General features: G+C 39.7%; 24 protein-coding genes and 1 riboswitch. Of the genes, 7 read left to right on the forward strand and 17 right to left on the reverse strand.

The features are described 5' to 3' along the window. Window positions 1-246: 246 nt before the first annotated feature. From OS138_RS03280 to rpsO, 4 genes are all read right to left on the reverse strand, one after another. Entirely contained in the window at window positions 247-2,238 is a 1,992-nt protein-coding gene (locus OS138_RS03280) for a KUP/HAK/KT family potassium transporter (protein WP_086324355.1), read from the reverse strand. A 143-nt stretch (window positions 2,239-2,381) separates the two neighbouring features. After that, window positions 2,382-2,648, reverse strand: a complete 267-nt coding sequence (locus tag OS138_RS03285; protein WP_002289280.1) for a GlsB/YeaQ/YmgE family stress response membrane protein — start codon at window positions 2,646-2,648, stop codon at window positions 2,382-2,384. Window positions 2,649-3,158: 510 nt separating this feature from the next. Then, on the reverse strand, window positions 3,159-5,285 hold the full coding sequence (pnp, locus tag OS138_RS03290) for a polyribonucleotide nucleotidyltransferase (protein ID WP_325069711.1): 2,127 nt from the start codon (window positions 5,283-5,285) through the stop codon (window positions 3,159-3,161). A 187-nt stretch (window positions 5,286-5,472) separates the two neighbouring features. Continuing rightward, window positions 5,473-5,742: a 30S ribosomal protein S15 gene (gene rpsO, locus OS138_RS03295; protein ID WP_002289282.1), complete on the reverse strand. Its 270-nt coding sequence runs from the start codon at window positions 5,740-5,742 to the stop codon at window positions 5,473-5,475. 250 nt (window positions 5,743-5,992) lie between these two features. On the opposite strand from rpsO, the gene def reads away from it, so the two are divergent. After that, a complete protein-coding gene (def, locus tag OS138_RS03300; protein ID WP_002289284.1) occupies window positions 5,993-6,556 on the forward strand; it encodes a peptide deformylase in 564 nt (187 codons plus the stop codon). A 252-nt stretch (window positions 6,557-6,808) separates the two neighbouring features. Here the strand turns inward: def and OS138_RS03305 are convergent, their stop codons facing one another. From OS138_RS03305 to OS138_RS03315, 3 genes are read right to left on the reverse strand one after another with little or no spacing between them, the layout of a single operon-like run. Then, window positions 6,809-7,330, reverse strand: a complete 522-nt coding sequence (locus tag OS138_RS03305) for a transcription repressor NadR (protein ID WP_002294232.1) — start codon at window positions 7,328-7,330, stop codon at window positions 6,809-6,811. Between the two features lie 2 nt (window positions 7,331-7,332). Further along, a complete protein-coding gene (locus tag OS138_RS03310) occupies window positions 7,333-8,175 on the reverse strand; it encodes a chorismate mutase (RefSeq protein ID WP_325069712.1) in 843 nt (280 codons plus the stop codon). Next, a complete protein-coding gene (locus tag OS138_RS03315) occupies window positions 8,168-8,893 on the reverse strand; it encodes an NAD-dependent protein deacylase (RefSeq protein ID WP_114634979.1) in 726 nt (241 codons plus the stop codon). Before OS138_RS03315 ends, OS138_RS03310 begins: the two co-directional genes overlap by 8 nt. Window positions 8,894-9,068: 175 nt before the next feature. Here OS138_RS03315 and OS138_RS03320 point away from each other — a divergent pair, with 175 nt between their 5' ends. From OS138_RS03320 to OS138_RS03335, 4 genes are all read left to right on the forward strand, one after another. Continuing rightward, window positions 9,069-9,365 carry a hypothetical protein gene (locus OS138_RS03320; protein ID WP_002293448.1) on the forward strand — a complete coding sequence of 99 codons (297 nt, stop codon included), beginning with the start codon at window positions 9,069-9,071 and terminating at the stop codon, window positions 9,363-9,365. 255 nt (window positions 9,366-9,620) lie between these two features. Continuing rightward, window positions 9,621-9,795, forward strand: a riboswitch (Lysine riboswitch). Between the two features lie 137 nt (window positions 9,796-9,932). Continuing rightward, window positions 9,933-11,525 (forward strand): ABC transporter permease subunit, encoded by a 1,593-nt coding sequence (locus OS138_RS03325; RefSeq protein ID WP_002297081.1) that lies wholly within the window; start codon window positions 9,933-9,935, stop codon window positions 11,523-11,525. Window positions 11,526-11,537: 12 nt separating this feature from the next. Beyond that, complete coding sequence (locus OS138_RS03330; protein ID WP_002317066.1) at window positions 11,538-12,278, forward strand: amino acid ABC transporter ATP-binding protein; 741 nt, start codon at window positions 11,538-11,540, stop codon at window positions 12,276-12,278. Between the two features lie 167 nt (window positions 12,279-12,445). Then, window positions 12,446-13,795, forward strand: a complete 1,350-nt coding sequence (locus OS138_RS03335) for an amino acid permease (RefSeq protein WP_002294242.1) — start codon at window positions 12,446-12,448, stop codon at window positions 13,793-13,795. 126 nt (window positions 13,796-13,921) lie between these two features. Here OS138_RS03335 and OS138_RS03340 read toward each other — a convergent pair whose 3' ends face one another. Then, complete coding sequence (locus OS138_RS03340) at window positions 13,922-14,512, reverse strand: TMEM175 family protein (protein ID WP_325069714.1); 591 nt, start codon at window positions 14,510-14,512, stop codon at window positions 13,922-13,924. A gap of 146 nt (window positions 14,513-14,658) precedes the next feature. Between OS138_RS03340 and brnQ the strand changes: the two genes are divergently transcribed. After that, on the forward strand, window positions 14,659-16,011 hold the full coding sequence (gene brnQ, locus OS138_RS03345) for a branched-chain amino acid transport system II carrier protein (protein WP_087626232.1): 1,353 nt from the start codon (window positions 14,659-14,661) through the stop codon (window positions 16,009-16,011). Window positions 16,012-16,867: 856 nt separating this feature from the next. On the opposite strand, the gene OS138_RS03350 is transcribed toward brnQ, so the two are convergent. From OS138_RS03350 to treR, 7 genes are all read right to left on the reverse strand, one after another. Further along, window positions 16,868-17,242 (reverse strand): hypothetical protein, encoded by a 375-nt coding sequence (locus tag OS138_RS03350; protein WP_002289815.1) that lies wholly within the window; start codon window positions 17,240-17,242, stop codon window positions 16,868-16,870. Window positions 17,243-17,358: 116 nt separating this feature from the next. After that, window positions 17,359-17,841 carry a low molecular weight protein-tyrosine-phosphatase gene (locus tag OS138_RS03355; protein ID WP_002307364.1) on the reverse strand — a complete coding sequence of 161 codons (483 nt, stop codon included), beginning with the start codon at window positions 17,839-17,841 and terminating at the stop codon, window positions 17,359-17,361. A 51-nt stretch (window positions 17,842-17,892) separates the two neighbouring features. Beyond that, window positions 17,893-18,471, reverse strand: coding sequence for a TetR/AcrR family transcriptional regulator (locus OS138_RS03360; protein ID WP_002289813.1), 579 nt, complete (start codon window positions 18,469-18,471; stop codon window positions 17,893-17,895). 28 nt (window positions 18,472-18,499) lie between these two features. Next, on the reverse strand, window positions 18,500-19,501 hold the full coding sequence (ruvB, locus tag OS138_RS03365; RefSeq protein ID WP_002289812.1) for a Holliday junction branch migration DNA helicase RuvB: 1,002 nt from the start codon (window positions 19,499-19,501) through the stop codon (window positions 18,500-18,502). Between the two features lie 12 nt (window positions 19,502-19,513). Further along, complete coding sequence (gene ruvA, locus OS138_RS03370) at window positions 19,514-20,116, reverse strand: Holliday junction branch migration protein RuvA (RefSeq protein WP_002290528.1); 603 nt, start codon at window positions 20,114-20,116, stop codon at window positions 19,514-19,516. A gap of 169 nt (window positions 20,117-20,285) precedes the next feature. Continuing rightward, window positions 20,286-20,732: a peptide-methionine (R)-S-oxide reductase MsrB gene (gene msrB, locus OS138_RS03375; protein WP_002294252.1), complete on the reverse strand. Its 447-nt coding sequence runs from the start codon at window positions 20,730-20,732 to the stop codon at window positions 20,286-20,288. A 76-nt stretch (window positions 20,733-20,808) separates the two neighbouring features. Continuing rightward, window positions 20,809-21,522, reverse strand: a complete 714-nt coding sequence (treR, locus tag OS138_RS03380; protein ID WP_002294254.1) for a trehalose operon repressor — start codon at window positions 21,520-21,522, stop codon at window positions 20,809-20,811. 222 nt (window positions 21,523-21,744) lie between these two features. Between treR and treP the strand changes: the two genes are divergently transcribed. Then, window positions 21,745-23,733, forward strand: coding sequence for a PTS system trehalose-specific EIIBC component (treP, locus tag OS138_RS03385; RefSeq protein ID WP_325069716.1), 1,989 nt, complete (start codon window positions 21,745-21,747; stop codon window positions 23,731-23,733). Between the two features lie 84 nt (window positions 23,734-23,817). Here treP and OS138_RS03390 read toward each other — a convergent pair whose 3' ends face one another. Together OS138_RS03390 and mutL are read right to left on the reverse strand one after the other, a co-directional pair. Next, a complete protein-coding gene (locus OS138_RS03390) occupies window positions 23,818-24,378 on the reverse strand; it encodes a Maf family protein (RefSeq protein ID WP_002307359.1) in 561 nt (186 codons plus the stop codon). A gap of 21 nt (window positions 24,379-24,399) precedes the next feature. Further along, on the reverse strand, window positions 24,400-26,508 hold the full coding sequence (gene mutL, locus OS138_RS03395; protein WP_325069717.1) for a DNA mismatch repair endonuclease MutL: 2,109 nt from the start codon (window positions 26,506-26,508) through the stop codon (window positions 24,400-24,402). Window positions 26,509-26,513: the final 5 nt, after the last annotated feature.

The following is a 26,513-nucleotide window of genomic DNA, read 5'->3' on the forward strand; positions in this document are numbered from 1 at the left end:
CACATCTCCTTATCACTTCAAAATCATTGCGTTACTTGTTGCTAAATAGCTTTTTCATGACCTCTGATAAAAACGGTATTCAAAAGCTTGCGTCTGCGGCATTAAGCCCAAACAGATGAAAAACATGAGAAGCTGTTTTTATCTGCTCGTTCTTACTGCTTGTTGCAGTACAGCTTTTTCATGACCTCTGATAAACGGTGTTCAAGTAGCTGACATTCGGCATTAGTTCAGGTCAAAGCGCTACTTTCACAACCGCTCTTTCAACCATGTTTTCCGAGTATTTCCAATGATAAGCGGAACAGTTTCATGTTTTACTTCGCTGTACTCTAGCCCAAACCATGTTTCTGGCGAAGTAGCGATTTTTTTGATTGCCAGTTTTGCCTGCATGATTTGACGTTGCCATTTTCCTAGAGTTGTCACATTGGAAACTACTTCATCAATCAGGACAAATTGGAAATCACCAACTTCCCGTCCTGGTGTCAGAGAGTATCTTTGTGGCTGTTTTGGCAAACGGCCTTGTTTCATCAAATCATGGATGACTTGGCGAACATATACGTTGATTTCCTGTTGGACCCTGAAACCTAAGAACAGATTCACTTGGACAATAAAATCAGTGCCCATCATATCTACTTGATATTCTTTCGTATATGGCTCATCCGTCACTTCCACATGAACAAACCAATAGACTCGTGCTCTTTTAGGCCGTTTATCTAAAATCGAATAGATGAACTGTCGGCCAACTTTATCTTCAGCCATATCAGGAACCAAGAAGACCACATTTGTCTGATAGATTGGTAAAGAAGTATCATCACGTAATTCTCTAAGCTGCGGGATATAATCTCTCAAAGACACATCCTCGGTTGACGATTCGCGAATAATGTTCCCTTGTTCCCAAATAAACATCACGACTAAGATGATCAAACCAATCAGAACGGCTACAAAACCGCCTCGGAAGAATTTGACAACACTTGAGATAAAGAAAACGACTTCTATCGCACCGAAGAAAAAGGTAACTAAATATGCAAGCCAACGAGAATGCCCATTTTGGATAAGATAAAAGTAAAGCAGTGCTGTTGTCATCAACATCGTCACAGTGATCGATAGACCGTAAGCAGCTTCCATATGATGAGACGTTCGGAATGTGACAACCACTAGAGAACAGGCGATCCATAAAATCAGATTGACTGCTGGGATATACATTTGCCCGATACTGTTCCCAGGATACATGATCTTTAACCGAGGCAGCAGTTTCAACTTGATTGCTTCTGAAACTAGCGTAAACGAACCTGTAATCAATGCTTGCGAAGCAATGACTGCAGCGACTGTTGCAAAAGCAACGCCGATCACGATCCAACTTTGAGGCATCATTTGGAAGAATGGATTCAGGTTCTTGATTTGCTGTGCTTCAGGGTTTTGATAAACATTCAACAACCACGCAGCCTGCCCAAAATAATTGATAACCAAACAAATTTTGACGTAAGGCCAGCTCAGACGAATATTTCGTTTGCCGACATGTCCAAGATCGGAATAAAGCGCCTCTGCACCTGTCGTAGCCAGGAAAATATTTCCAAGAATGAACAAGCCTAATTTGTTATCTGCACTAAAAAGCAGCTGGATAGCATAATAAGGATTCAGTGCACGGATAACTGTCCAGTCTTGACTGAAGTTCATTAATCCCATTACGCCTAAAAAAGTAAACCAAGCGAACATGATTGGTCCGAATGCTTTTCCGACAATATCTGTACCAAAGCGTTGGACCATGAATAAAACAAAAATAATAACTAAAGTGATAATGACGATCACGTTCTGGTTATTACCGAACCGGTCAAAAAACTGCGGAATTCCTCGCAAGCCTTCAATCGCAGTCGTTACCGTCACAGCAGGGGTCAATACCCCATCTGCTAGTAAGGCAGCTCCTCCGATCATTGCAGGAATGATCAAATATTTCCCACCTTTTCGGACAAGTGTGTAGAGTGAGAAAATTCCACCTTCACCATGGTTATCTGCATTCAATGCAATCACGACATATTTGATTGTTGTCAGTAGAGTCAATGTCCAAAAAATCAATGAGACTGATCCGATAACAAAATCAGGATTGATTCCTGACAATCCGCCATTATCTTCAACAATCGATTTCATAACGTAAAGCGGACTTGTCCCGATGTCTCCGTAGACGACTCCCATCGCTACAAGCAGGCCAGCCATTGATATCTTTTTGGTATTGTGCGTTGTTGCCACGTTTTTCCCTCATTTCTTGTTATATGGATATCCTTTAGGTAAGCTTGAATGATAGATGATATTCTTATCCATGACACCCGCTTTCCTAAATTGCTTCTAATTATCCAAGTAACACACTGAAGTGTCAACTTATTTGAATAAAATTATTCTTTCTTTGGACGTTCTCTGATACGTCTTGCCACAAATGAATAAAGAGCAAGGCAAAAAATTGCACCCAATAATGCTGGTATCAAATAAAAACCGCCGAGTTCCGGTCCCAGTGGTCCTAGTAAAAATTCGCCGAGCCAACTACCTAAAAAACCGATAATGATATTTCCAGATACACCTCCCGGGACTTCCTTTCCTAAAATTGCGCCAGCTATCAAACCTAATATACCGCCGATAAATAACGACCATAAAAAATTCAGCATCTTCTTTCCCTCCTTTATCCATATTTCTCACTTTTATTTTACGCTTTATTCAGAAGGACTCCAAAAATATGCGCAAAGAAACTCCAGAAAAAAAGAAGTTGTGACAAAAGTGTTCAGCTTATTTCCGTAGAAGCTGCTTCTGGAACACCGTGAATCAGAGGTTGTGAAATCAGCGGTTTGACCTGAGTATTAGAGAAACAAACGGAAAAATAGTTCCTCATATTTTGCCGTTTTTTGAGCTAATATCGAGGGACAGCTGATTGAACACCGTTTATTGGAGAGGTTGTGAAAAAGCTGTTCTGCATCAAGTAATAAAAACAGCCAAGTAAAAACAGCTCCTAATGTTTTTAACTTGGCTGGACTTATTACCGCAGATGCAAGCTTTTGAACACCGTTTATTCACAAAAAAAGGACTGTGACACGGCTTTTGTCACAGTCCCCTTTTTTCGAATAATTATTGTTCCCCTGTCACCTTCACGATCACAAGTCACATTATTCCTATGAATTAAATTATTTTTCTTCATTTTTCGTTGAACCATCTTCATTCAACATTGCTTTTCTTGACAGATTTACGCGTCCTTGTTTATCGATTTCAGTTACTTTCACAAGGATCTCATCACCTAGTTTAACAACATCTTCGACTTTATTGACACGATCGTTTGCCAATTGAGAAATATGGACAAGTCCATCTTTTCCTTTGATCAAGTTGACGAATGCACCGAATTTTTCGATACGGACAACTTTTCCTAGATAAACTTCACCAACTTTGACTTCTTTGGTCAAATCTTCGATGATCTTGATAGCTTTTTTGATCATTTCTGCATCAGCTGAAGCAATACTTACTTTTCCATCTTGATCGATATCGATTTTCACACCAGTTTCATCGATGATTCCGTTGATCGTATCGCCACCTTTACCGATAACATCTTTGATTTTAGCAGGTTCGATCTGGATCATTTCGATTTTTGGTGCATATTGGCTTAATTCTTCACGTGGTGCAGCAATCGTTGAAGTCAATTCTTCTAAGATTTCCATACGTGCTTGTTTTGCTTGAGTTAATGCTTCAGTTAGGATTTGTTCTGTGATTCCTTGAATCTTGATATCCATCTGTAAAGCAGTGATACCATCTTTTGTACCGGCAACTTTAAAGTCCATATCGCCAAGATGATCTTCCAGCCCTTGGATATCAGTTAGGATCGTATAGTTTTCACCATCAGAAACAAGTCCCATCGCAATGCCGGCGACTGGTGCTTTGATTGGTACACCTGCATCCATCAATGCTAATGTGCCAGCACAGATACTTGCTTGGGAAGAAGAACCATTTGATTCCAATACTTCTGCTACTAAACGGATCGTATAAGGAAATTCTTCTTCTGAAGGGATTACTTGTGCTAACGCACGTTCACCTAATGCGCCATGTCCGATTTCCCGACGCCCTGGAGAGCCTGCACGTCCTGTAGAACCAACAGAAAATTGAGGGAAATTGTAGTGGTGGATGAATCGTTTGCTGACTTCCACCCCTAAACCATCAATGATTTGGTGCTCTCCTAGAGGTGCGAGTGTACAAGCTGATAAAGCTTGTGTTTGTCCTCGTGTGAACAAACCTGATCCATGTACACGTGGCAATAAGCTGACCTCTGATGACAATGGACGGATTTCATCCAATTTACGCCCGTCAGGACGGATCTTATCGATGGTGATCAATTCACGTACGACATCTTTTTCAAGATCTTCTGTGATTTGTTTAACTTCTTTCAACAACTGATCTTCATCTTCATGACCTGCAAATTTCTCAGCATAAGCTTCGCGGATATCGATCTTCACTTGCTCGATATTATCTTCGCGAGCAAGTTTTTCTTCAGTCATTACTGCTGCTTTCATTGTAGCGTAAGAAGCATCAAAGATTTCTTTTTTCAATACTTCATCAACTTGCAGTAAAGTCACTTCCATTTTTTCTTTCCCTACTGCTTGAACGATTTCTTCTTGGAAAGCAACTAACTCTTTGATAGCGTCAAAACCAAACAGCAATGCACCAAGCATGTCTTCTTCTGAAACTTCTTTCGCGCCGCTTTCAACCATATTGATGGCTTGTTTCGTTCCGGCAACAGTCAATTCGATATCTGTTTGTTCTGCTTGTTCTACTGTTGGATTCAAGACGTACTCGCCATTTACACGACCAACTTCTACGCCTGCGATTGGGCCGTCAAATGGGATATCTGAGATTGATAGTGCTAAAGAAGAACCTAGCATTGCTGCCATAGCTGGCGAGCAGTCTGTTTCTACACTCATCACGATGTTCGTTACTTGGACTTCATTACGGAAGCCTTCTGCAAACATCGGGCGAATTGGACGGTCGATCAAACGGGCAGTCAATGTTGCTTCCGTACTTGGACGGCCTTCTCGTTTGATGAAACCTCCAGGGATTTTCCCTGCTGCATACATTTTTTCTTCATAATTGATCGTTAATGGGAAAAAGTCTGTATCTTTTGCTTCTTTAGAGGCCACAGCTGCACTTAAGACTACTGTATCTCCATAACGGACTAAAACGGCTCCGTTTGCTTGTTTTGCTAGCTGACCGACTTCGATTTGTAAGGGACGGCCACCCCATGTCGTTTTGAATACTTGTTTTTCTGACATAACTTCTCCTTTTCCTTCTCGTGAAAGCAAGACGCTACTAAACAAATGAAAACTGCCGAAAGCCGTCTTTTGAGCAGCTTTCATTTGGTTAGTAGGAGTCCATCTAGCTTGATCACGGAATTTTACTTAATTGATATACGAGTAAAAAAAGTGAGATTCATGTGAATCCCACTCTTTTTGACTAAAATTAACGACGCAAGCCTAAACGTTTGATCAATTCGCGGTAACGTTGAACGTCAGTTTTACGTAAGTAAGCTAACAAGTTACGGCGGTGACCAACTTTTTTCATTAGGCCGCGGTATGAATGATGGTCTTTTTTGTGCACGCGTGCATGTTCATTCAAGTGGTTGATTTCTTCAGTTAATACAGCGATTTGTACTTCTGGAGAACCAGTATCCCCTTCATGGCGAGCGTATTCGTTGATGATTTCATTCTTGCGTTCTTTTGAAATTGCCATTTCTTTCACCTCTTTCGATTATTCCCCTGCGACTGAGTAAAACGTTGGTGATTCGCTTAACCAAGTGGCAGGTCATGTGCCTAGAGCACACAGCTATACTTTACCTGAAACCGGGTTGAAAATCAAGTAGTTAATCATTAAGAAAAGGTAGTTTTCAAACAATCTTACTACTACTTTTCCATTTTTGTGGTAAACTATAATGCGAAAATAGACTTGAAACACAGTCTTTTAAGAAAGGGGTACATATTCCATGATTACAATGGATGATATCATTCGTGAAGGAAATCCGACCTTACGCGAAGTTGCAAAAGAAGTTTCTCTTCCATTAAGCGAAGAAGATATCTCTTTAGGAAAAGAGATGCTTGAGTTCTTAAAAAACAGCCAAGATCCAATCAAAGCTGAAGAACTACACTTACGAGGCGGTGTTGGCTTAGCTGCTCCTCAATTAGATATTTCTAAAAGAATCATTGCTGTTCACGTACCAAGTCCTGACCCAGAGGCAGATGGACCTTCTCTAAGTACTGTTATGTATAATCCTAAAATTTTGAGCCATTCTGTTCAAGATGCTTGTTTAGGGGAAGGTGAAGGCTGTTTATCTGTTGATCGAGAAGTACCAGGATATGTTGTTCGCCATGCCAAAATCACTGTGTCTTATTATGATATGAATGGTGAAAAACACAAGATTCGTTTGAAGAATTATGAATCGATCGTCGTTCAACATGAAATCGACCATATCAACGGTGTGATGTTCTATGACCACATCAACGATCAAAATCCATTTGCACTAAAAGAAGGCGTATTGGTAATCGAGTAGAGAATTGGCAGGTTCCTTCGATACTATGCTACAAGAAAGCTTTATAAAAAAGGGGAGTGCTCAAAAGCTGCACTTCCCTTTTTTATGTTTCTCCACTAATCGAAATTTAGATAGACATCTAGAAATCGCAATTCCAAAAAATTCTGTGTATTGGATACGCATCTTTTCTTATTTTTTCTTATTTCTTCCATATGGGTGTTTATCTCAGAGATGATAGAATAGTTTCTAGGATAAAAAGTAGCAGCTACGATGTTATCCTTCGTAGAGGATTCCTGCTTCAGCTAGTTTTTGTTTGATGTTTTTCAGCATATGCTTTTCTGGGTAGCGGATCGTATGCAGATGGATGCCGCCTGTTAATTCGGATAACAAAGTAGCATTACTTTTTTGATAACGTCTCATAAAGGAATCGATATCTTGTGGCGTTTTGATGTGCAAAGTTCCTGCTAACTCACCGTAAAGGGGATGTTCCACAATTACATCAATGATTTCACCACCATTTTCAACGATTAGTCTCAGTTCTTCTTCTGTTTGATCTTTTCCATGTTGGACAGCGATTTTACTGATGTGCCCAGTATTGGTTTCTTCTGTTTCGAGGATATAACCTCTTGCTGTTGCCACGATACTTTTACCTGCAGCTCGTAGTAAAGCAATATCGCCTACAATGATCTGACGGCTGACTCCAAAAGTTTTCGCAAACTTGCTAGCACTCACTGGTTTTTCTGTATTTGCCAAGGTTTGCATGATTTGTTTTCGACGTGTCTCTCCTTCGATCACACTTACTCCTCCTTCATTTTGTTTTGGTATTCGCGCGAGTGTTTCATCAAATCAACATACGTGTCTGTTATTGTTTCCTTATATCCCTTATTTTTCAGCAAACTAGCAACTTTATCCAATACTTGATGCTCTCTTTTTGCATCATAAACTGCTTGGTTTTCTTCTTTTTTCACTTGTCCTATTTTAGTTACCGTATCCATTCTTTTTTCTAATAAAGCAACCAACTCTCGATCGATCATATCGATCTTATGACGTAATGTTTCAAGAGACTCTTCTGTTAGTTCTTCCTCTACTGTCTTGATGATACGAGCAGGATTTCCTGCAATCACTACATTGTCGGGAAAAGATTTGGTCACAACCGAACCTGCGCCGACTACTACGTTGTCCCCTAGAGTGACACCCGGCGTGACGATAACGCCTCCGCCTAACCAAACATTATTACCGATTTTAATGGGTTTTGCGTACTCCAGACCGCTGTTACGTTTCACTGGATGTAGTGGATGCGTTGCCGTGTAAAGCTGGACATTCGGAGCGAACATGCAGTTATCACCGATTTCAATCGTGCTGACATCTAAAAATGTACAATTGAAATTTGCATAAAAATTCTCCCCAACAAATATATTATATCCGTAATCAAAATTGATAACTGGCTCCATATAGATTTTTTTCCCTGTACGGCCAAAAGTCTCTTTCAACAATTGGGATCGCAGTTCCGCTGATTCTGCTTGGTTGATGATTTGGCTTTGACTTCTTGCAAACATACGGTCGGCAACCAGCTCAGGATCATTGGCAAAATAAAGCTCGCCTGCAATCATTTTTTCTTTTTCGGTTTTGAATTCAGTCATAATCTGCTCCTAATTCTTGTATTTTTTTGAAAACAACCGCTCCGTCTTCTTGAATAAACGTATAAGGCTCCGCTAAATAAACAGGCGTTTGATTGATTACTAAGATTTTGGCTGACGGCTGGCGAAACTGTACCAGATCACAAAACGGATGAACTTGAAAACTCGTTCCAACAATGACGATCAGCTCTGCTTGGCTGACGGCATAAGCCGCCTGCTCCATGACTCCATCTTGAAACCCTTCACCATATAACACGATGTCTGGGCGTATTTGTCCTCCGCATGCTTGATGTTTGTCGCTGTGAAGATATTCTTTCCAGTCTACCGTTTGTTGACATTTTCGACAATGACATTGATACAAACTTCCATGAAAATTGACGAGTTGCGGGCTTTCAGCTTTTGCGTGCAACCCGTCGATGTTTTGGGAAACGACCCAGACATTTTTTTCTTTCGCTAGATGTGCCATTTCCAAATGAATGATATTGGGTTTTGCTTCAGGATGATAAATCTTTTTGACAAATTGATAGAATTTATCCGGTTCATTCACCATTGCTTGATGACTCAGCAAGTATTCCGGCTGCTCCATCCCGTGGTAGATTCCTGACAAAGATCGATAGTCTGGCACTCCAGAAGGTGTGGATACCCCTGCACCGGTCAAAAATGTAATTTGCTGATAAGCTAATATCTCTTTTGCTGCTTCGTCTACTGTTAATTGTTTCATGTTTTGTCACCTCACTTTCCATTATAGCCCATACTCGAACAAATTTATTGTTGAAAAGTCAGAAAAATGGGAATAAAAAAGTGTTATGGGCATTTGAGTAATTTATCACAATGTTCACTGACAAAAGAATGAAAACGTGTTACAATACTGCTGTATAAAAGTGAGGTGAATCGATATGTTACCATTCTTTATTTATTGGGGCGTTATTCTGGCTTGTATCGCCTGGTTAGCGTTAAGCGTTTATTTCTCTGTTTTTTATCTTGTACGCAAAGAAAATGGAAATCTTTGGGCTTTTGCTTTATTCAACGTGATTGCCGCAATTGTTTTAGCCATTACATTAGCCGTATATCGAACATGGGGCTGGGGAATCACCCAATACTCAAGTTTGATTTATCTAATATTAGCCATTTATGGCGTCGTTGTTCTTTTGCAAGCGATCCTAGGACGCGAGCCAAAGAAAGCGGCAGCTTAAATGATCGAGATGGAACTGGACACAGGAAATTTTCTGTTCTAGTTCTTTTTTTATTGTATTACATACATTTTTGTGTATAATTATACTATCGTTTACAATGGATAGATGATTCACATTTTGATTCTTTTTTCGGTAAAAGTAAAGATTTCTATATTTATCAGTATTTTTTCAAAAAACAGCAGTTATAGATTGACAAAGCCTCTCGAGTATCGTAAACTTTTTTTGTATAAATAACTGAATACGAGATGCCTCAATCAATGAGGTAGAGGTCGCGAGAATCATTAACCCTGTGGAGTGAAGCAAACATGGAGAAGCAGGAATAGGGAGGATCGCCGAAATGTGCACTTTTTTGCTTGGAGTGTATGTTGGGACGCAAGTTAAGAGCTTGCGGACTGTCTTAGCAGTGATGCTAAGTTGCGCTATGTTTTGTGAGAGGTTTATCACCTTATGGAATTTTAGCGGCCTTTTTATATCTATAAATCGGTCGCTTTTTATTTTTTCAGATAAAGCTTTACCGCATTTCATCTAGACCGCTCGTGTATCATATAATCAGAAAGGGAGAAAAAAATGAAAAAAAATATGGTTTCAGTTGCCGTACTATTTGCTTTTGTCTTCTCACTATTCAGTGTGGGATCTCTGGCAAATGCAGATGAAAAAACACCGAGCGATGAGTTTCGCGTAGGTATGGAGGCTGGGTATGCACCCTTCAACTGGTCTCAACAAACAGATGAGAATAATGCCTTGCCAATTCAAGGCCAAAATAGTTACGCCGGCGGTTATGATGTTCAAATCGCTAAAAAAGTAGCAGATGGTTTAGGGAAAAAATTAGTCATCGTCCAAACGAAATGGGATGGTCTGGCTCCTGCCCTTCAATCAGGCAAGATCGACGCGATCATCGCCGGAATGAGCCCTACTGCTGAACGACGAAAAGAAATTGATTTTACCGATCCTTATTACGAATCACAATTAGTAGTAGTAGTTCAAAAAGATAGCAAATATGCAAAAGCAAAAAGTTTAGCAGATCTTTCTGGAGCAAAGATCACTGCTCAGTTAAATACATTCCACTATACTGTGATCGATCAGATACCAGATGTGCAGAAACAACAAGCAATGGATAATTTCTCAGCAATGAGAACAGCTTTAGCTTCTGGAATGATCGATGGTTATGTCAGCGAACGTCCGGAAGGTGTAACGGCAACTAGTGTGAACAAAGACTTGGAAATGCTTGAATTCAGCGGTGCAGATGGCTTCCAGACAAACCCGGAAGATGTTCAGATTTCTGTTGGTATGCGTAAAGGCGACCCGGATATCCAAAAAGTAAACCAGATTCTTTCTGGCATCTCTAACGATGAACGAACCAAAATTATGGACCAAGCAGTCAAAGATCAGCCTGCTGCAACTGATAGTGAAGAAAAACCTGGCATCATTTCTGATTTCACTACGATTTGGAAACAATACGGCAATATGTTCTTACGAGGTGCTGGACTTACCTTGTTCATCGCATTGATCGGGACAGTTGTCGGTACTACACTTGGATTACTGATTGGTGTCTTCCGTTCGGTACCTGAATCAGGAAATGCACTGACTCGCTTCTTCCAAAAAATCGGAAATGCACTTCTTTCTATCTATGTCGAAGTATTCCGCGGAACACCGATGATGGTACAAGCAATGGTCATCTTCTACGGTCTGGCACTCGCTTTTGGCATTTCATTGAACCGAACAATTGCCGCTTTGTTTATTGTCTCTCTCAATACTGGAGCTTACATGACAGAGATCGTTCGTGGGGGGATTTTTGCAGTAGATGAAGGGCAGTTCGAAGCTGCGCAAGCCATTGGTATGACCCATGGCCAAACGATGAGAAAAGTTGTTATTCCACAAGTTTTACGGAATATCTTGCCAGCAACAGGAAATGAGTTTGTTATCAATATCAAAGATACAGCAGTTTTAAGTGTAATCGGCGTAGCTGATTTGTTCTTCCAAGGAAACTCTGCTTCCGGTGCGAATTTCCAATTCTTCCAAACATTTACGATCGTCGGGATCATCTACTTAGTCATGACCTTTACGATCACCAGAATCCTGCGGGCGGTAGAAAAGAAAATCGATGGTCCTTCAGCTTATACCAAGCTTGAAGAAATCGACAATTCAAATTTGCAGGAATAAGGAGGAAGAATCATGAATGAAAAAATTATTGAAATCAACCATCTAAGAAAAAGCTTCGGTGAAAATGAAGTATTGAAAGATATCAGCGTGACAGTCAACAAAGGTGAAGTTGTGACGATCATCGGTTCTTCCGGTTCTGGTAAATCTACTTTCTTGCGCTGTATCAATTTACTGGAAAAACCAACAGGCGGCGAGATCATTTATAATGGAGAAAATGTATTAGCTCCTAAATATAATTTACCTAAATATCGAACGAATCTAGGTATGGTTTTCCAATCCTTCAACCTGTTCAACAATATGAACGTCTTGGAAAACTGTATGTCTGGTCAAACAACTGTCCTGAAACGTGATAAAGAAACTGCTAAAAAAGTAGCAATTGAAAATCTGGAAAAAGTTGGTATGGATCGTTATATCGAAGCCAAACCAGCACAATTATCTGGTGGACAGAAACAGCGTGTCGCAATTGCTCGGGCGTTATCGATGAATCCAGATGTATTGCTATTCGACGAACCTACTTCGGCGTTAGACCCTGAAATGGTTGGCGAAGTGCTTAATACGATCAAAGACTTAGCACATACTGGCTTGACAATGCTTATCGTGACGCATGAGATGGAATTTGCAAAAGATGTATCTGACCGTGTCATTTTTATGGATAAAGGTGTGATTGCAGAAGAAGGTACACCAGAAGATATCTTTGTCCATCCGAAAGAAGAACGTACAAAAGAGTTCCTTTCACGTATTTTAAATGCTTAGGATCAATAGCTGATTGGGACAGGGAGCTGCGGTATTTACCGCAGTTCTTTTTTATGACTTACTCATAAAAGGTAAATTTCTGAAAATTTTGGAATCTTAGTTGTGTTTTTCAGAAAACTCTCTTAATATGGAAGTAATTAAACTTTTTTAGTTAGGATGATTTAAAAATGAATGAAGAGCAAGAACTGCAGCGTGGACTGAAAAATAGACATGTCCAACTGATTTCTATTGGCGGAGCGATTGGAACGGGGCTGTTTTTAGGTTCCGGAAAGTCTATCCAGCTAGCTGGCCCTTCGATATTGCTCGCCTATCTTATTACTGGATGCATCTGTTTTTTCATTATGCGTGCGTTAGGCGAACTTCTGTTATCAAACACCAATAACCATTCTTTTCTGGATTTTGTTGCAGAATATCTTGGCAAAAAAGCGGCTTTCATCACTGGCTGGACGTATTGGTTCTGCTGGGTATCGATTGCAATGGCCGATTTAACAGCCATCGGAATGTATGTACGCTACTGGGCGCCTGGTGTTCCTCAGTGGCTTCCTGAACTGATTGCATTAGGTCTTCTTCTTTGCTTGAATATGGTGGCTGTCTCATTGTTTGGTGAGTTAGAGTTTTGGTTTGCATTGATCAAAGTTGTAGCGATCATTGCCTTTATCCTCGTAGGAGCTTATATGATCCTCACCCACTATACGACAGATATTGGCACAGCCAGTATCACGAATCTATGGTCTCATGGCGGATTCTTTCCAACTGGTGCAAAAGGATTTATCTTAGCTTTCCAAATGGTAACCTTTGCTTTTGCTGGGATAGAATTAGTTGGATTAGTCGCTGGAGAAACAGAAAATCCTGAAAAAGTGTTGCCGGAAGCTATCAATAATATTCCTATCAGGATCATCTTATTTTACTTAGGATCTCTTTTTGTCATTATGGCAATCTATCCATGGAACAGCTTGAATCCAGATAACAGTCCATTTGTAGAAGTATTTTCGGAAATTGGGATCACGATTGCTGCTTCCTTGATCAATTTAGTCGTATTAAGTGCAGCAGCTTCTGCCTGCAACAGTGCAATATATAGTACAGGACGTATGCTTCGTTCTTTAGCGCAAGAAGGCAGTGCCCCTAAAAAATTCAAAAAGTTAACAACACATCATGTGCCAGGGAATGCTTTGACATTTTCTACTATCGTCATTTTCATTTCTGTTATCTTGAATTACGTGATGCCTAGTGAAGTATTCACACTAGTAAGCAGTATTGCCACTACTTGTTTCTTGTTTATCTGGAGTATGCTTGTCTACACGCACATGAAATATCGTAAAAGTATCCTCGGCAAAAAAGCTCATTCATTTAAAATGCCGTTGTACCCATTTAGTAATTATCTGGTATTTCTTTACATGGCCTTTGTGTGTGTCGTCTTGTTCCTAGGAAAAGATACGAGAATCGCTTTATTACTAACACCTGTGTGGTTCTTGCTTCTATTACTGATCTATCATATGAAATATGAACGTAAGAAGTAAAAAAGTAGTTGTGACAGAAGTGGTCAGCTTCGAGAAATAAGAAGGAATTTACGAAAATTGCTTCTTAAATTTTTGTGAATTTCTTCTTATTTCTTAGAGTTAAAAGCTTCTGTCCCAGCCTCTTTTCTATTTCCCCGGAAACAACCGCTGATAATAGGCATCTGCTTTTTTATAGGAAAAAATCCAAATACCAGATACAAAAAAACGTCCGAATAACCCGATCAACGGTACAAAAAAGACACCGGCAATCAAGCATAAGTTAATCATCATGGAGATAAGACTTCGACGGTCCTTTGACAAAACTCTCACGACATGGGAATCTGGTTTATTTGCTTTCATGATTTGCCTCATCAAGATACCAAAAGAAAAACTCCACATCGTATATACTAAGACATAAGCCATCTCAGGCCAAAAAGCTTCAGGGTTACGCCCGACCCAACTAGTAACAAAAGGACATAAAGTCAGCCAGAAGAGCCAAAAGATATTCGACCAGACCACTCGGTAATTAATTCGTTCTGCCATCTGAAATATACGATGATGGTTCACCCAGATCACCGCAACAAATATAAAGCTGATGGTATAAGCTAATAATGTATTTCGGATGACCCATAAAGAATGAAAGCTAGATGGATTAGGGATCTTGATCTCTAATACAAGAACTGTCAAAACAATGGCTACCACTCCATCAGTAAATGCTTCTAATCTCGACTTTGTCACGATGATTCCTCCTCAGATGATTCAGCGCTTTTATTTTATCACTTACGTTATTAAATAACCATCGTTTTATATAGGGAATTTTCTGAAAATTGTTGCATATTTTTCGAAATTTTGTTACTTTTAAAAAAACCGTAAAGGAGTTATGTATGACAAAAAAATTATCATTTAAAGACTATCTTTTTATAGGCTCCATGCTTTTCGGTCTATTTTTTGGTGCTGGAAATCTTATCTTTCCCGTTCATTTGGGTCAAGAAGCAGGCGCTGCTACCTTTTGGGCGAATCTAGGTTTCTTGGTTACCGGTATCGGTCTTCCCTTCTTAGGGGTGATTGCCATTGGTGTATCGAAAAGCTCAGGTGTATATGAATTAGCAAAACGGATAAATCAAACATATGCGATGGTTTTTACCATCTTGCTTTACTTAGTTATCGGACCGTTTTTTGCTTTACCTCGCCTTGCAACCACATCTTTCGAGATTGGTTTAGCACCATTTATCGATCCTAGCAGACAGACGCTATATCTAGCAATTTTCAGTATTGTATTTTTTGTGCTGGCTTGGTGGTTTTCAAGAAAACCGACAAAGATATTAGATTATGTTGGAAAGTTCCTGAATCCTGCATTTTTGGTTTTATTAGGTGCTTTGCTTCTCCTTGCTTTTTTGAATCCATTAGGCTCTGTCGATCAAGCGCCTATTCAGCCAAATTACCAAGACCATGCTTTTTTCACAGGATTTACTCAAGGATATAACACATTAGATGCGCTTGCTGCTTTAGCATTTGGGATCATCATCGTTACGACGATCCAAAACATGGGTGTAACAAAACCTGCTGAAATCGCTAAAGACACGATCAAATCTGGTGCGATCAGCATTATATTGATGGGAATCATTTATACTTTGCTCGCTTATTTAGGTGCTATGAGCTTAGGTAGCTTTGCTCTAAGTGAAAATGGCGGGATCACGCTGGCTCAGATTGCTGATCATTATTTAGGTACTTATGGCAGTATCTTATTAGCATTTATCGTTATATTAGCTTGTTTGAAGACCGGTATTGGTTTGATTACAGCTTTTGCAGAAACATTCACAGATTTGTTTCCACAAAGAAATTACGCATTCTTTGTTGCACTTGCTAGTATCCTTCCTTGTTTAGCGGCAAACGTAGGCTTGACGAATATCATTCAATTTTCGTTGCCTGTTTTGATGTTCATCTATCCATTAGCAATGACACTGATTTTACTAGTGTTAGTTGGTCCTTTGTTTAAGCAGCGTACGGCTGTTTATCGAATGACTACTTATTTTACATTGATTGCTTCGATTTTTGATGGGTTGAACGCTTGCCCAGAAACTATCAAACAAACACCTATTGTTCAAAATCTTTTACATGTTGCGGAAAGCTACTTGCCGTTTTTCAAATTGGGGATGGGGTGGATCGTACCAGCAGTTATCGGTTTTGTTATCGGACTGATTTGGAGTTTCGCTAAGAAAGAAGAAGTAGCAGATTGATAAAAGAGGTTGTGAAAGAGACGTTCAGCCTTGAGCAATAAAAAGTAATTTTGAAAAATAGCTTCTCATATTTTACAAAATTGTGCCTTATTGCCGATAGGCTGTCTCTTGAACACTGTTTATTGAGAGGTCGTGAAAAAGCCGCTTAGTTTCGAGTATTAAGAAATATTTTGTGAAAATGGCTTCTCACATTTTTGCATAAATTTGACTTAATACCGAGAAACTGACTTTTGAACACCGTTTATTGAGAGGTCGTGAAAAAGCCGCTTAGTTTCGAGTATTAAGAAATATTTTGTGAAAATGGCTTCTCACATTTTTGCATAAATTTGACTTAATACCGAGAAACTGGCTTTTGAACACCGTTTATTGAGCGTCTATAAACTGACCTGAGTATTAGAGAAACAAAACGGCAAAGTAGCTCCATATACTTTGCCGTTTTGTTTTGAACTAATACCGAAGAGTAGCTGATCGAACAACATTTCTTTTATAATATAGATTTTAGACATATATATGATATAAAAATAGTTTTCGCAAAAAAACTTAACAACTTTCGAAAACTTTCGTCACAAAATATTCACAACTAGTGACTATTATATAAGCATACCAACAAACAACCCTAACAACACTTTTTCATTTTTAACTCCTTATCCTGCTAGCTCCCCGGCTAGCAGGACCTTTTTTTATCAAAAAAACTTGTACCATCCAATCGATTCAACTAATCAACCCAATGCTGTCATGCTGTGATACTCATCCTAAAACGTTCCGTTTTACTGATATCAGCTTAAAGCATTCGGTTATTTTTGATTAGTAATGATGGATGGTACAAGCTCATACGTGCTTTTCTATCTGGTATAAATTATTTTGATAAACGTTCCTGTTCCCCTGCTGGTGAAAGGATTGTTATTTTTTCAATTTGTTCTACGGGAACCATGCGGATCTGCTGCTCTTCGTTTTGTAGGCGGATCATTACTCGGTCTTTTTCGACCGTTTTTGTCGCCACCCAACCTGAGATTGTTTCATACTTGCTACTCAAACGATTCGCTCTTACTTGTAAGATAACTAAACTATGTTCAGTCGCAGCTTTTTGCAGCTCAAGAATAAACTTTCCTTGCAATCGTACATTCTTAGCATGTTCTTCAGTGTCATTTACAAAAGAATCAAAAAGTTGATACGAGGTATGAGTAACTAACTTCGTAAGCTTCTTCATTGGTGATACTGTCTCTTCGTTCATCGAATGCACTCCTCCTTTAGCTAAGAAAGTGTTACTTAATTAATTTTATTTTACCTAACATTTTACAAAAAAACAAGGAAATGCTCTAACATCGCCTTAAAAAGAAAACGTTAACTTTACAAATTGTTTGTTATTTTATTTCCGTCAATCCAAATATTCCACCAATGATCCAGGCCTTCTGTGATCAAGTGATATGTCTCATCAAAGTTATTGGTATAGTATGGGTCGGGAACATTTTCTTTTTCTTTTCCAGGAATGCTACTTAAAAACAAATGGATTTTCCCCTGCGCTGAGCGTGGTGCTCTTCGTTTCAGTTCTTCTACATTTTCTTGATCCATGCCAATGATCCAATCAAAAGTTTCAAAATCGTGGGGTGTGATTTGCCGAGCAACCATATTCGTCATATCTACTTTTTCTTGGTTTAATATTTTTTTCGTTCCAGGGTGCGGTGTCTTTCCAACTTCATACGTGCTTGTAGCAGCAGAATCCACAAAAAATTCTGCTTCCCTTCCTTCTAATGCTATTCGTTTTCTCAGCAAGCCTTCTGCCATCGGTGAACGGCAAATATTTCCCAAACAAACAAATAAAATTTTTGTCATTTCCCCATCTCCTTTTAGCGATCATTGCTTTTCCAACAAAAAATTTTTCTATTACTGTTCTTCCAACTCTTCTTTTGCATAAAGACGATAAGAATATAATTCCGTATCCTTGGCTAAACGGAAAAGCTGCATAGCGATTTCCATCGGTGTTTCTTCATATTCATTCGTGATCCAATTGACTAATACACCACTGCAACCGTAAGAAAAAAAACGAGCATAAAATAGTTTGTCTCTTGCAGAAAGTTGTCTTTCTTCATCCATTTGTTCAAAAATCTTGATAAATGATTTTTGGATCAGTTGAGAAAACTCTTTTTGTAAAATTTCTGGGTCAGAAAGCACAGTATTTGCATAAAATTCTTTCTTCTCAGCAATTGCTTTCAGCATTTTCAATGCTTGCTCTTCCCAATTATCAAGTGAAAGACATTGTGGATCTAAATAATGCAATGCATCCTCACAATAGACCCAACGAAGCAAATCGTATTTATCTGTAAAATGATAATAAAATGTTTGTCGATTGATTTTTGCTTCATTTGCGATTTTTTGGACGCTGATTTTTCGAAAAGATTGCGTTTGGCACAAATCAATCAATACGTTTTTGATCAATTGTTTCGTACGTGTTGTATCACTCATTCATTTTCCTCCAATCTAAAAGCAAAAATCATATATGATAGTCGTAACCAAAATGTTCATAGGCATAAGCAGTAGCAATTCGCCCTCTAGGTGTACGCTTTAAAAATCCTTTTTGGATCAGATACGGTTCATACATATCTTCTACCGTCTCACGCTCTTCTCCTATGTTTACTGAAAGCGTACTTAACCCTACTGGTCCGCCGCCATATAACTCGATCATTGTTCGCAACAATTTCTGGTCAACATAATCCAATCCAGCCTGATCGACCTGTAGCAAAGTAAGTGCCTGATCCGCTATAGGACGATCGATTTTCCCGTCTCCTTGGACTTGCGCAAAATCACGAACCCGTTTGAGCAAGCGATTAGCGATTCTAGGCGTTCCTCGTGATCGGCGAGCAATTTCCAATGCCCCTTCTTCAATGATCTCTGTTTGAAAAATATCCGAAGAACGTAAAACGATCTCCTGCAGATCCTGTTCGTCATAATATTCCATATGAGAAATGATGCCAAATCGATCTCGTAAAGGTGCAGAAAGCATACCTGCCCGTGTCGTCGCGCCAATCAAAGTAAAGGGAGGAAGAGGGAAATGAACCGGATGTGCGGTTGGCCCTTGTCCTACCATGATATCTACATAGAAATCTTCCATAGCTGAATAAAGCATCTCTTCTACCACTCTAGGTAATCGATGGATCTCATCGATAAACAGGACATCCCCTGCTTCCAGTTCATTCAAGATTGCTACTAAGTCACCCGGACGTTCGATAGCAGGGCCACTCGTCGTACGAATATTTACGGTCATCTCATTAGCAATGACCATGGCCATCGTCGTTTTTCCTAATCCAGGAGGTCCGTACAACAGAACATGATCTAAAGGTTCTTCCCGATTTCTGGCAGCTTCGATGTAAATCTGAAGTTCTTGTTTGACTTTTCTCTGTCCGATATATTGAGAAAGCAGCTGTGGTCGAAGAGATTTTTCCAAACTCAGTTCATTTTCGCCAGATTCTGGTGATAACAAGTATTCATCTGTCATTTGGTCTCCTCCTTATTTTTTCATCATTAGCTTGAGTGCTTGGCGTAGATACTCATCCGTTGTCTGATTATCGACTTCTTTTAATTGTTTTTCTACACGTTTGATTTCTCGATCACTGTAACCAAGAGCCGAGAGAGCTTCCATTGCTTCAGATAGAGCTGTAGCGTCTTTTGTGTTTGCTTCATCAAATAGACTAAAAGGTGTATCGATACTCAGCTCACCGAATTTTCCTTTTAGATCCAAGATCATTTGTTGTGCTGTCTTTTTCCCTACTCCTGGAAATTTCGTCAAATAAGTGACATCACTGGATTCTACTGCTTGAATCAAACCGGAGTGGTCTTCGCTTGCCATGATTGCAAGGGCACTTTTCGGACCGATTCCTGAAACACTTACTAATCGCAAAAACAGTTGCTTTTCTTCTAGCGAATCAAATCCATACAGAAGATGCGCATCTTCACGTATCACCTGATGGACATAAATTTTTATTTTTTGATTTAGTTTGCTACTGTAGCGGTAAGGATTTCCTAGTGCGATTTGGTAGCCGATACCATTGGTTTCTACTACTATGTAATAGGGGTTGATAAAGGTAACCACACCTGTCAGATATTCATACATATTCTAGTCCTCTTTCTTTTGCACACATACGTTCCCTTTATTGTAGCACATTTCACCTTGTGAAAAAAGGAGTCTGGGGAGCGTTTCTTTCAAATAGCAATCGCTTGAATAAAAAAAGAGCGGACGATCGAGTAAATCCCCGTATTGTACCGCTCTTTGTGTATTTCCATTATTCTACAAGTGATTTGAATTCCCCATAACCTAATTCATCCATCTTTTCATATGGAATGAATTTCAGTGAGGCAGAATTGATGCAGTAACGTAGACCACCTTGATCTACTGGTCCATCGGTAAACACATGTCCGAGATGAGAATCTGCTTCTTTGCTTCGAACTTCTATTCGATGCATGCCATGAGAAAAGTCGGCTTTTTCGCGCACTTGTCTTTTCGTTATTGGTTTGCTGAATGATGGCCAGCCACAACCTGCATCATATTTTTCTGCAGAGCTGAACAACGGTTCACCGCTGACGATATCTACATAGATCCCCTTTTCGTAAAAATCATCATATTTCCCGCTAAATGGTCGTTCTGTTGCATTTTCTTGTGTGACTGCATAAGCCATGGGTGATAACTTTTCTTTCAGTTCTTCTTTTTCTGGTCTTATTGGTTTATCCATTAAAAATGCCCCCTTTGTGATCCTATCATAGCGCCAAAGTGGACAGATGCCAACAATTTGCTTTCTTTTGAACTATTTACACTTTTCGGCGTCGGGCAAACTCAACGAAACGGAATTTATCTAATCGGTGAACCGACTCAGAATACTCGAAACAGCGGGTATCTTCCAGATGAACGAGGCTTCTGACTACTACTGCATAAGTGTCATCGTGAAGATCCATCGCTGTTTTCATGATTTCCGTTACTTCTTCTACTGTGATCTCCTTTTGCGCGTAAGCAATCGTCAAAGAAAGCTCATTTTCAAAATATTCATAGATCGATCCTTGTGCTTGTGCTGGAGTTAAAATAGGAACGATTTCCTTTAATAGATAATCGGTGTCTAATATAACTACTTCGCCATTGATTTTTCTTTCGCGTATCAAATGCCAAACAGGCGCACCGATCTCCCAGCCAGTGATCTCGTTCAATGCTTTTGTCACTTCTGTTTCTTCTAACGTATGGATGATCGTTTCACTTGGAATACGTTGGGTCTCCTGTAGCTCTTTATAGCTAGTCAATCCAGAAATAGGAAAGTCGAAGCGATTCCGATCCAGTACGATCGAACCTTTTCCTTGTTTTTTTTGAATATAACCTTCCGTAGTCAAAAGATTCAGCGCTTTTCTAATTGTTTCTCGTGAAACACCATAAATTTTGATCAATTGGTTCTCACTGGGTAAAAGCGAATGCGGAGGATATTCTTTCGCTAAAATTTTCTGTTCCAAATCTAAAAAAATTTCATTGAACTTATTCATGTTTTTTCCCTCACTCGTTCTTCCATCATTTCTTCACTATACTACAGCTCTTTTTGTATTTCAATGTTCCTATTTTTAAGAAAAGCTTATTTTAAGCTTTTTAAAACGATATCATTTTCTCTCGTACTTTTTAATAAAACGCTTGCAATTTTCTCCGAAAAAAAGTATAGTAAATGAAGAAACAACTTGCATAGACAAGTTAAGAGAAAGGGGTTTATTGATATGGCAAAATATCAAGCAGATGCCGAGAAGCTGTTACATGATATCGGCGGAAAAGAAAATATTACTGCAGTTAGTCATTGTGCGACTCGTATGCGTTTTGTCCTGAATGATCCAGGAAAAGCGGACGAAAAAGCGATCGAAGATATACCTAGCGTAAAAGGGATGTTCACGAATGCAGGACAGTTCCAAGTCATCATAGGAAACGATGTTTCTACTTTTTATAACGACTTCGTTGCAGTATCTGGAGTTGAAGGGGTTTCCAAAGAACAAGGAAAAGCAGCTGCAAAACAAAACCTTCATCCCGTTCAACGTGCTATTGCCGTTTTAGCAGAAATCTTTACACCACTGATTCCTGCAATCATTGTCGGTGGATTGATCCTTGGATTCAGAAATGTACTTGAAGGTATCCAGTTTGAAAGTCTTGGTGGAACAATCGTTGAACACTCGAAGTTTTGGAATGGTGTCAATGCCTTTTTGTGGTTACCGGGTGAAGCAATTTTCCATTTTCTTCCAGTAGGTATCACTTGGAGTATTGCAAAAAAGATGGGTACTACACAAATATTAGGAATCGTTTTAGGAATTACGTTAGTTTCTCCGCAATTATTAAATGCTTATAGTGTAGCTTCCACAGCCGCAGCAGATATTCCATTTTGGGATTTTGGTTTTGCTCAAGTCCAGATGATTGGTTATCAAGCGCAAGTTATTCCAGCCATGCTGGCAGGGTTTATGTTAGCGTATCTAGAAATCTTCTTCCGCAAATATATCCCTCAGTCGATCTCGATGATTTTTGTTCCATTGTTTTCATTGTTACCAACTGTTTTAGCTGCACACGTTATTTTAGGTCCTATCGGCTGGACAGTCGGAAGCTGGATCTCAAATATCGTAAATACTGGATTGACGTCTTCTATCAGCTGGTTGTTTAGTGCCGTATTCGGATTCCTGTATGCTCCTTTAGTGATTACTGGTCTCCACCATATGACCAATGCCATCGATATGCAGCTTATTGCAGATTTCGGATCAACGAATTTATGGCCGATGATTGCTTTATCAAATATCGCCCAAGGCTCTGCAGTCTTAGCCATCATCTTCTTACATCGTGGGAATAAAAAAGAAGAACAAATCTCGATTCCAGCAATGATTTCTTGTTACTTAGGCGTAACTGAACCTGCTATGTTCGGAATCAATTTGAAATACGTCTATCCTTTCGTCGCTGCAATGGTCGGCTCTGGATTAGCTGGCATGTTTGCTAACTTGATGGGTGTTCGAGCTAACGCGATCGGAGTAGGTGGTTTGCCAGGAATACTAGCTATCCAAGCAGAAACATGGGTACCTTTCATCATCGCAATGATCATTGCTGTCATCATTCCATTTGGCTTGACGATCATCTTTAGACGTCAGGGAATTTTGAATAAGATTGATCCTGCTGTTCCTGAAAATGCTGCTGATGTACAACTTCAAACAGCAAATGGCGCAACAGCAACGCCACAGTCTTTCGAACCTGTTTCAGCAACTGGTACGGCAGTTGCAACAAAAGAAACATTATTCGCAGTCGCTGCAGGGACCATCAAGGAAATAACTGAAGTAAATGACCCAGTTTTCTCACAAAAAATGATGGGTGACGGTTATGCTGTCGAACCGTCAAACGGCAAAGTCTATGCACCAGTAAACGGTAAAGTGACGAGTGTCTTTGAAACAAAACATGCCATTGGTATTCTTTCTAATGAGGGGCTGGAAGTACTTGTTCACATGGGATTAGATACTGTTGAACTAAAGGGTGTTCCTTTCAATGTATTCGTGAAAGAAGGAGACCTTGTCACACCAGAGACCCTGATTGCTGAAATGGATTTGCCAGAAATAGAACAAGCTGGCAAGAAAACTGACATTATTGTTGCTTTGACCAATAATGAAAAAGTTGCAGGACTTTCTCTTGACCAATCAGGACTTGTTCGCCCGAGCGAAGCAGTCGGTAAAGCTGAAGTAAAATCTTAGTCAGAGTAGATAAGTAATCTTTTCAATAAAAAAAACGGGCTATCATGGATTTTCAATCGAAAATCAGATAGTCCGCTTTTTTGTTTAAATGAATGTTTTCAGTGCCTGATTGACAGCGCCAATCGGAAATCCTACGATACTGTAATAATCTCCAGAAATTTCTTTGACGAATACACTCGCAGCATTTTGGATGCCGTATGCCCCTGCCTTATCCGCATAATCCCCCGTCTCCAAGTAGCGTTTGATCTCTTCGTCTGTCAAAGGATAAAAAGTGACATGTGCTTCTGCTAGTATCCGTTCTTCTCGTTCCTTTGTTTTTAAAACAACAGCTGTATATACAGTATGTGTTTCCCCGCTTAGTTTTTTCAGCATGAATTCAGCCTCAGCCAGATCTTCTGGTTTACCCATGATCTCTTGATTGAGAACAACAGTCGTGTCACTGGCAATCACTAAATGGTCTTCTTTTTCAACTTGTTCCCAGACAGTTCGTGCTTTTTCTTCAGCCATTCTACGAACATAATCGACGGGCTGTTCGTCTGGAAATGGCGTTTCATCGATATCAGCAGGTTCAATCTCGAATTCTGAAACGATATGAGCCAATAACTCTTTTCTTCTTGGTGATTGGGATGCTAATACAATCTTCATGTTTTCCCTCTTCTCTTTGACTTAATGCGGGTCTTGGATTCGTTTGAACATCCTTTCCATATCCGAATTGGTAAAGTGAATCAATACTGGACGGCCATGGGGACAATTGAAAGGATTTTCGCATCGTGCCAGATCCTTCAGCAGCACACGTGCTTGTGCTTCATTCAAATAATGGTTGGCTTTAATCGATCGTTTGCAACTCATCATGATTGCTGTTGCTTCACGGAATTTTTTTACACTCACATTTCCAGTTGTCAGCAGCATATCGATCATCTCCCGAATAATCGATTCTTCTTCTCCATTGGGATACCAAGTAGGATGGGCCCGTACAATAAAGCTGTTTTGACCAAATTCTTCTAAATAAATCCCTGCATCTTCTAGCAAGTGTTTTTGCTCTTTTAATTTCAAAGCATCACTGTTTGGATAGTCTAACACAAATGGAACAAGCAATTCTTGCAGATCATCAGATACTTCCCCAATTTTTTCCCGGAAATATTCATACTTAATGCGCTCTTGGGCAGCATGCTGATCAATGATGTACAACCCATCGCTACTTTGGGCAAAAAGATACGTTCCGTGCATCTGTCCAAAATATTCCAACTGAGGAAAACGTTGTACTGGTTTTTCCGTTTCTAATTTCTTGATGGCTTGTTCTAATGTTTTGTCGTTTCCTTGAGTGAAATCAAATTCAGGGTGGAGTGTCAATTCTTCCTCGTAAATCTGTTCATCCTCTTCTACGGATTTATCTGCTTGTTCTTCATTTGTTTTCTCCATGTTATCCACAATGGGAAATTCTTTCTTTTCAGATTTTTCCACTGTTTTTTCTACAAAGTTATCAACATTTTCACCAAACTTATCCACCGTTTTCGCTGTTTTTTCTGGATAAGTGGTGTTTTCTTCAGAAAAACCAGAATAGTTTTCAACATTTTCCACAGACTTATCAACAATTCTGTCAACAAATGTGTTCTTTGGTTCTTCTACGAAAAAGGTTCCTGTCTCTCGATCAAAATTCAAACTACTTGGCTTTTTAGGTTTTTCTTCTTCAAAAGCGTAGGACAAATCGATTTCGATTTGTTCTGTTTTAGGCTGATCGGGTACTTTTTTCTTAAACCGTAGATTATCCGCTGCACTTGGAATCAGATTTTCTTGAGACAATGCTTTTTGAATGGCGTTACTAATTAGCTCTGTTAGTTCTTTTTCCTTCGACAGCCGGACTTCCTGCTTCGTAGGATGAACATTTACATCTACTAAAAGCGGGTCCATTTTGATTTCCAATACAGCAATAGGGAAACGACCGACCATTAATTTTGACCCATAACCTGCAACGATTGCTTTATTCAAGGAAAAGTTCTTGATAAAACGTCCATTGATGATCGTCGATAAGTAATTCCTACTGGCACGAGTCACCTCAGGCAATGAAACATAGCCAAATAACTCAAAATCTAGATCTTTTCCTTCGATTTTCAGCATTTTTTTTGCGGTAGATAATCCGTAGATTCCCGCAATTGTTTGTTTCAGATCGCCATTTCCAGCGGTTGCCAGCATTTTGTTTCCATCATGTACTAAACGAAAAGCAATCGATGGATGACTCAATGCCAGTCGATTGACGATGTCCCCGATGTTCGCTAATTCTGTGTGCAGTGTTTTCACGTATTTCAAGCGGGCTGGCGTATTGAAGAACAGGTTGCTGACGGTGATCTTCGTTCCTTGACGCAGTGGTGCTGGTCGATGCTCAATAACTTCTCCGCCTTTCAGCGACAGATAGGTGCCTTGTTTTTCTTCCTGATTTGCCGTTTCCAGAGTCATTTCAGAAACCGAGGCAATACTTGGCAAAGCTTCACCGCGAAATCCAAGCGTTCGTATGCGGAAAAGATCGTCGCGATTATGGATCTTACTTGTCGCATGCCTCTTGAAGGCATTCTCTACGTCGTCTGCCAAAATGCCTTCTCCGTTATCAATCACTTGGATCGTCCGCAGTCCCGCTTCTTCAACTAAGATATCAATCTGAGTACTGCCGGCGTCAATTGCATTTTCCACTAATTCTTTCACAACGGAAGCTGGTCGCTCCACTACTTCTCCCGCAGCGATCTGATTAGCTAAACGTTCAGATAATTCTTGGATTTTGGCCATCGATA

Source organism: Enterococcus sp. E5-37, from assembly GCF_035726925.1.
GTDB classification, from domain to species: Bacteria; Bacillota; Bacilli; order Lactobacillales; family Enterococcaceae; genus Enterococcus_B; species Enterococcus_B faecium.

Coding starts and splice junctions, on each gene's coding strand:
- OS138_RS03285 (WP_002289280.1), bottom strand. CDS start 2,648: ATGCTGAATTTTTTATGGTCGTTATTTATCGGCGGTATATTAGGTTTG.
- pnp (WP_325069711.1), bottom strand. CDS start 5,285: ATGTCAGAAAAACAAGTATTCAAAACGACATGGGGTGGCCGTCCCTTA.
- rpsO (WP_002289282.1), bottom strand. CDS start 5,742: ATGGCAATTTCAAAAGAACGCAAGAATGAAATCATCAACGAATACGCT.
- def (WP_002289284.1), top strand. CDS start 5,993: ATGATTACAATGGATGATATCATTCGTGAAGGAAATCCGACCTTACGC.
- OS138_RS03310 (WP_325069712.1), bottom strand. CDS start 8,175: ATGACTGAATTCAAAACCGAAAAAGAAAAAATGATTGCAGGCGAGCTT.
- OS138_RS03315 (WP_114634979.1), bottom strand. CDS start 8,893: ATGAAACAATTAACAGTAGACGAAGCAGCAAAAGAGATATTAGCTTAT.
- OS138_RS03320 (WP_002293448.1), top strand. CDS start 9,069: ATGTTACCATTCTTTATTTATTGGGGCGTTATTCTGGCTTGTATCGCC.
- OS138_RS03325 (WP_002297081.1), top strand. CDS start 9,933: ATGAAAAAAAATATGGTTTCAGTTGCCGTACTATTTGCTTTTGTCTTC.
- OS138_RS03330 (WP_002317066.1), top strand. CDS start 11,538: ATGAATGAAAAAATTATTGAAATCAACCATCTAAGAAAAAGCTTCGGT.
- OS138_RS03335 (WP_002294242.1), top strand. CDS start 12,446: ATGAATGAAGAGCAAGAACTGCAGCGTGGACTGAAAAATAGACATGTC.
- brnQ (WP_087626232.1), top strand. CDS start 14,659: ATGACAAAAAAATTATCATTTAAAGACTATCTTTTTATAGGCTCCATG.
- OS138_RS03350 (WP_002289815.1), bottom strand. CDS start 17,242: ATGAACGAAGAGACAGTATCACCAATGAAGAAGCTTACGAAGTTAGTT.
- OS138_RS03355 (WP_002307364.1), bottom strand. CDS start 17,841: ATGACAAAAATTTTATTTGTTTGTTTGGGAAATATTTGCCGTTCACCG.
- OS138_RS03360 (WP_002289813.1), bottom strand. CDS start 18,471: ATGAGTGATACAACACGTACGAAACAATTGATCAAAAACGTATTGATT.
- ruvB (WP_002289812.1), bottom strand. CDS start 19,501: ATGACAGATGAATACTTGTTATCACCAGAATCTGGCGAAAATGAACTG.
- ruvA (WP_002290528.1), bottom strand. CDS start 20,116: ATGTATGAATATCTGACAGGTGTGGTTACCTTTATCAACCCCTATTAC.
- msrB (WP_002294252.1), bottom strand. CDS start 20,732: ATGGATAAACCAATAAGACCAGAAAAAGAAGAACTGAAAGAAAAGTTA.
- treR (WP_002294254.1), bottom strand. CDS start 21,522: ATGAATAAGTTCAATGAAATTTTTTTAGATTTGGAACAGAAAATTTTA.
- treP (WP_325069716.1), top strand. CDS start 21,745: ATGGCAAAATATCAAGCAGATGCCGAGAAGCTGTTACATGATATCGGC.
- OS138_RS03390 (WP_002307359.1), bottom strand. CDS start 24,378: ATGAAGATTGTATTAGCATCCCAATCACCAAGAAGAAAAGAGTTATTG.
- mutL (WP_325069717.1), bottom strand. CDS start 26,508: ATGGCCAAAATCCAAGAATTATCTGAACGTTTAGCTAATCAGATCGCT.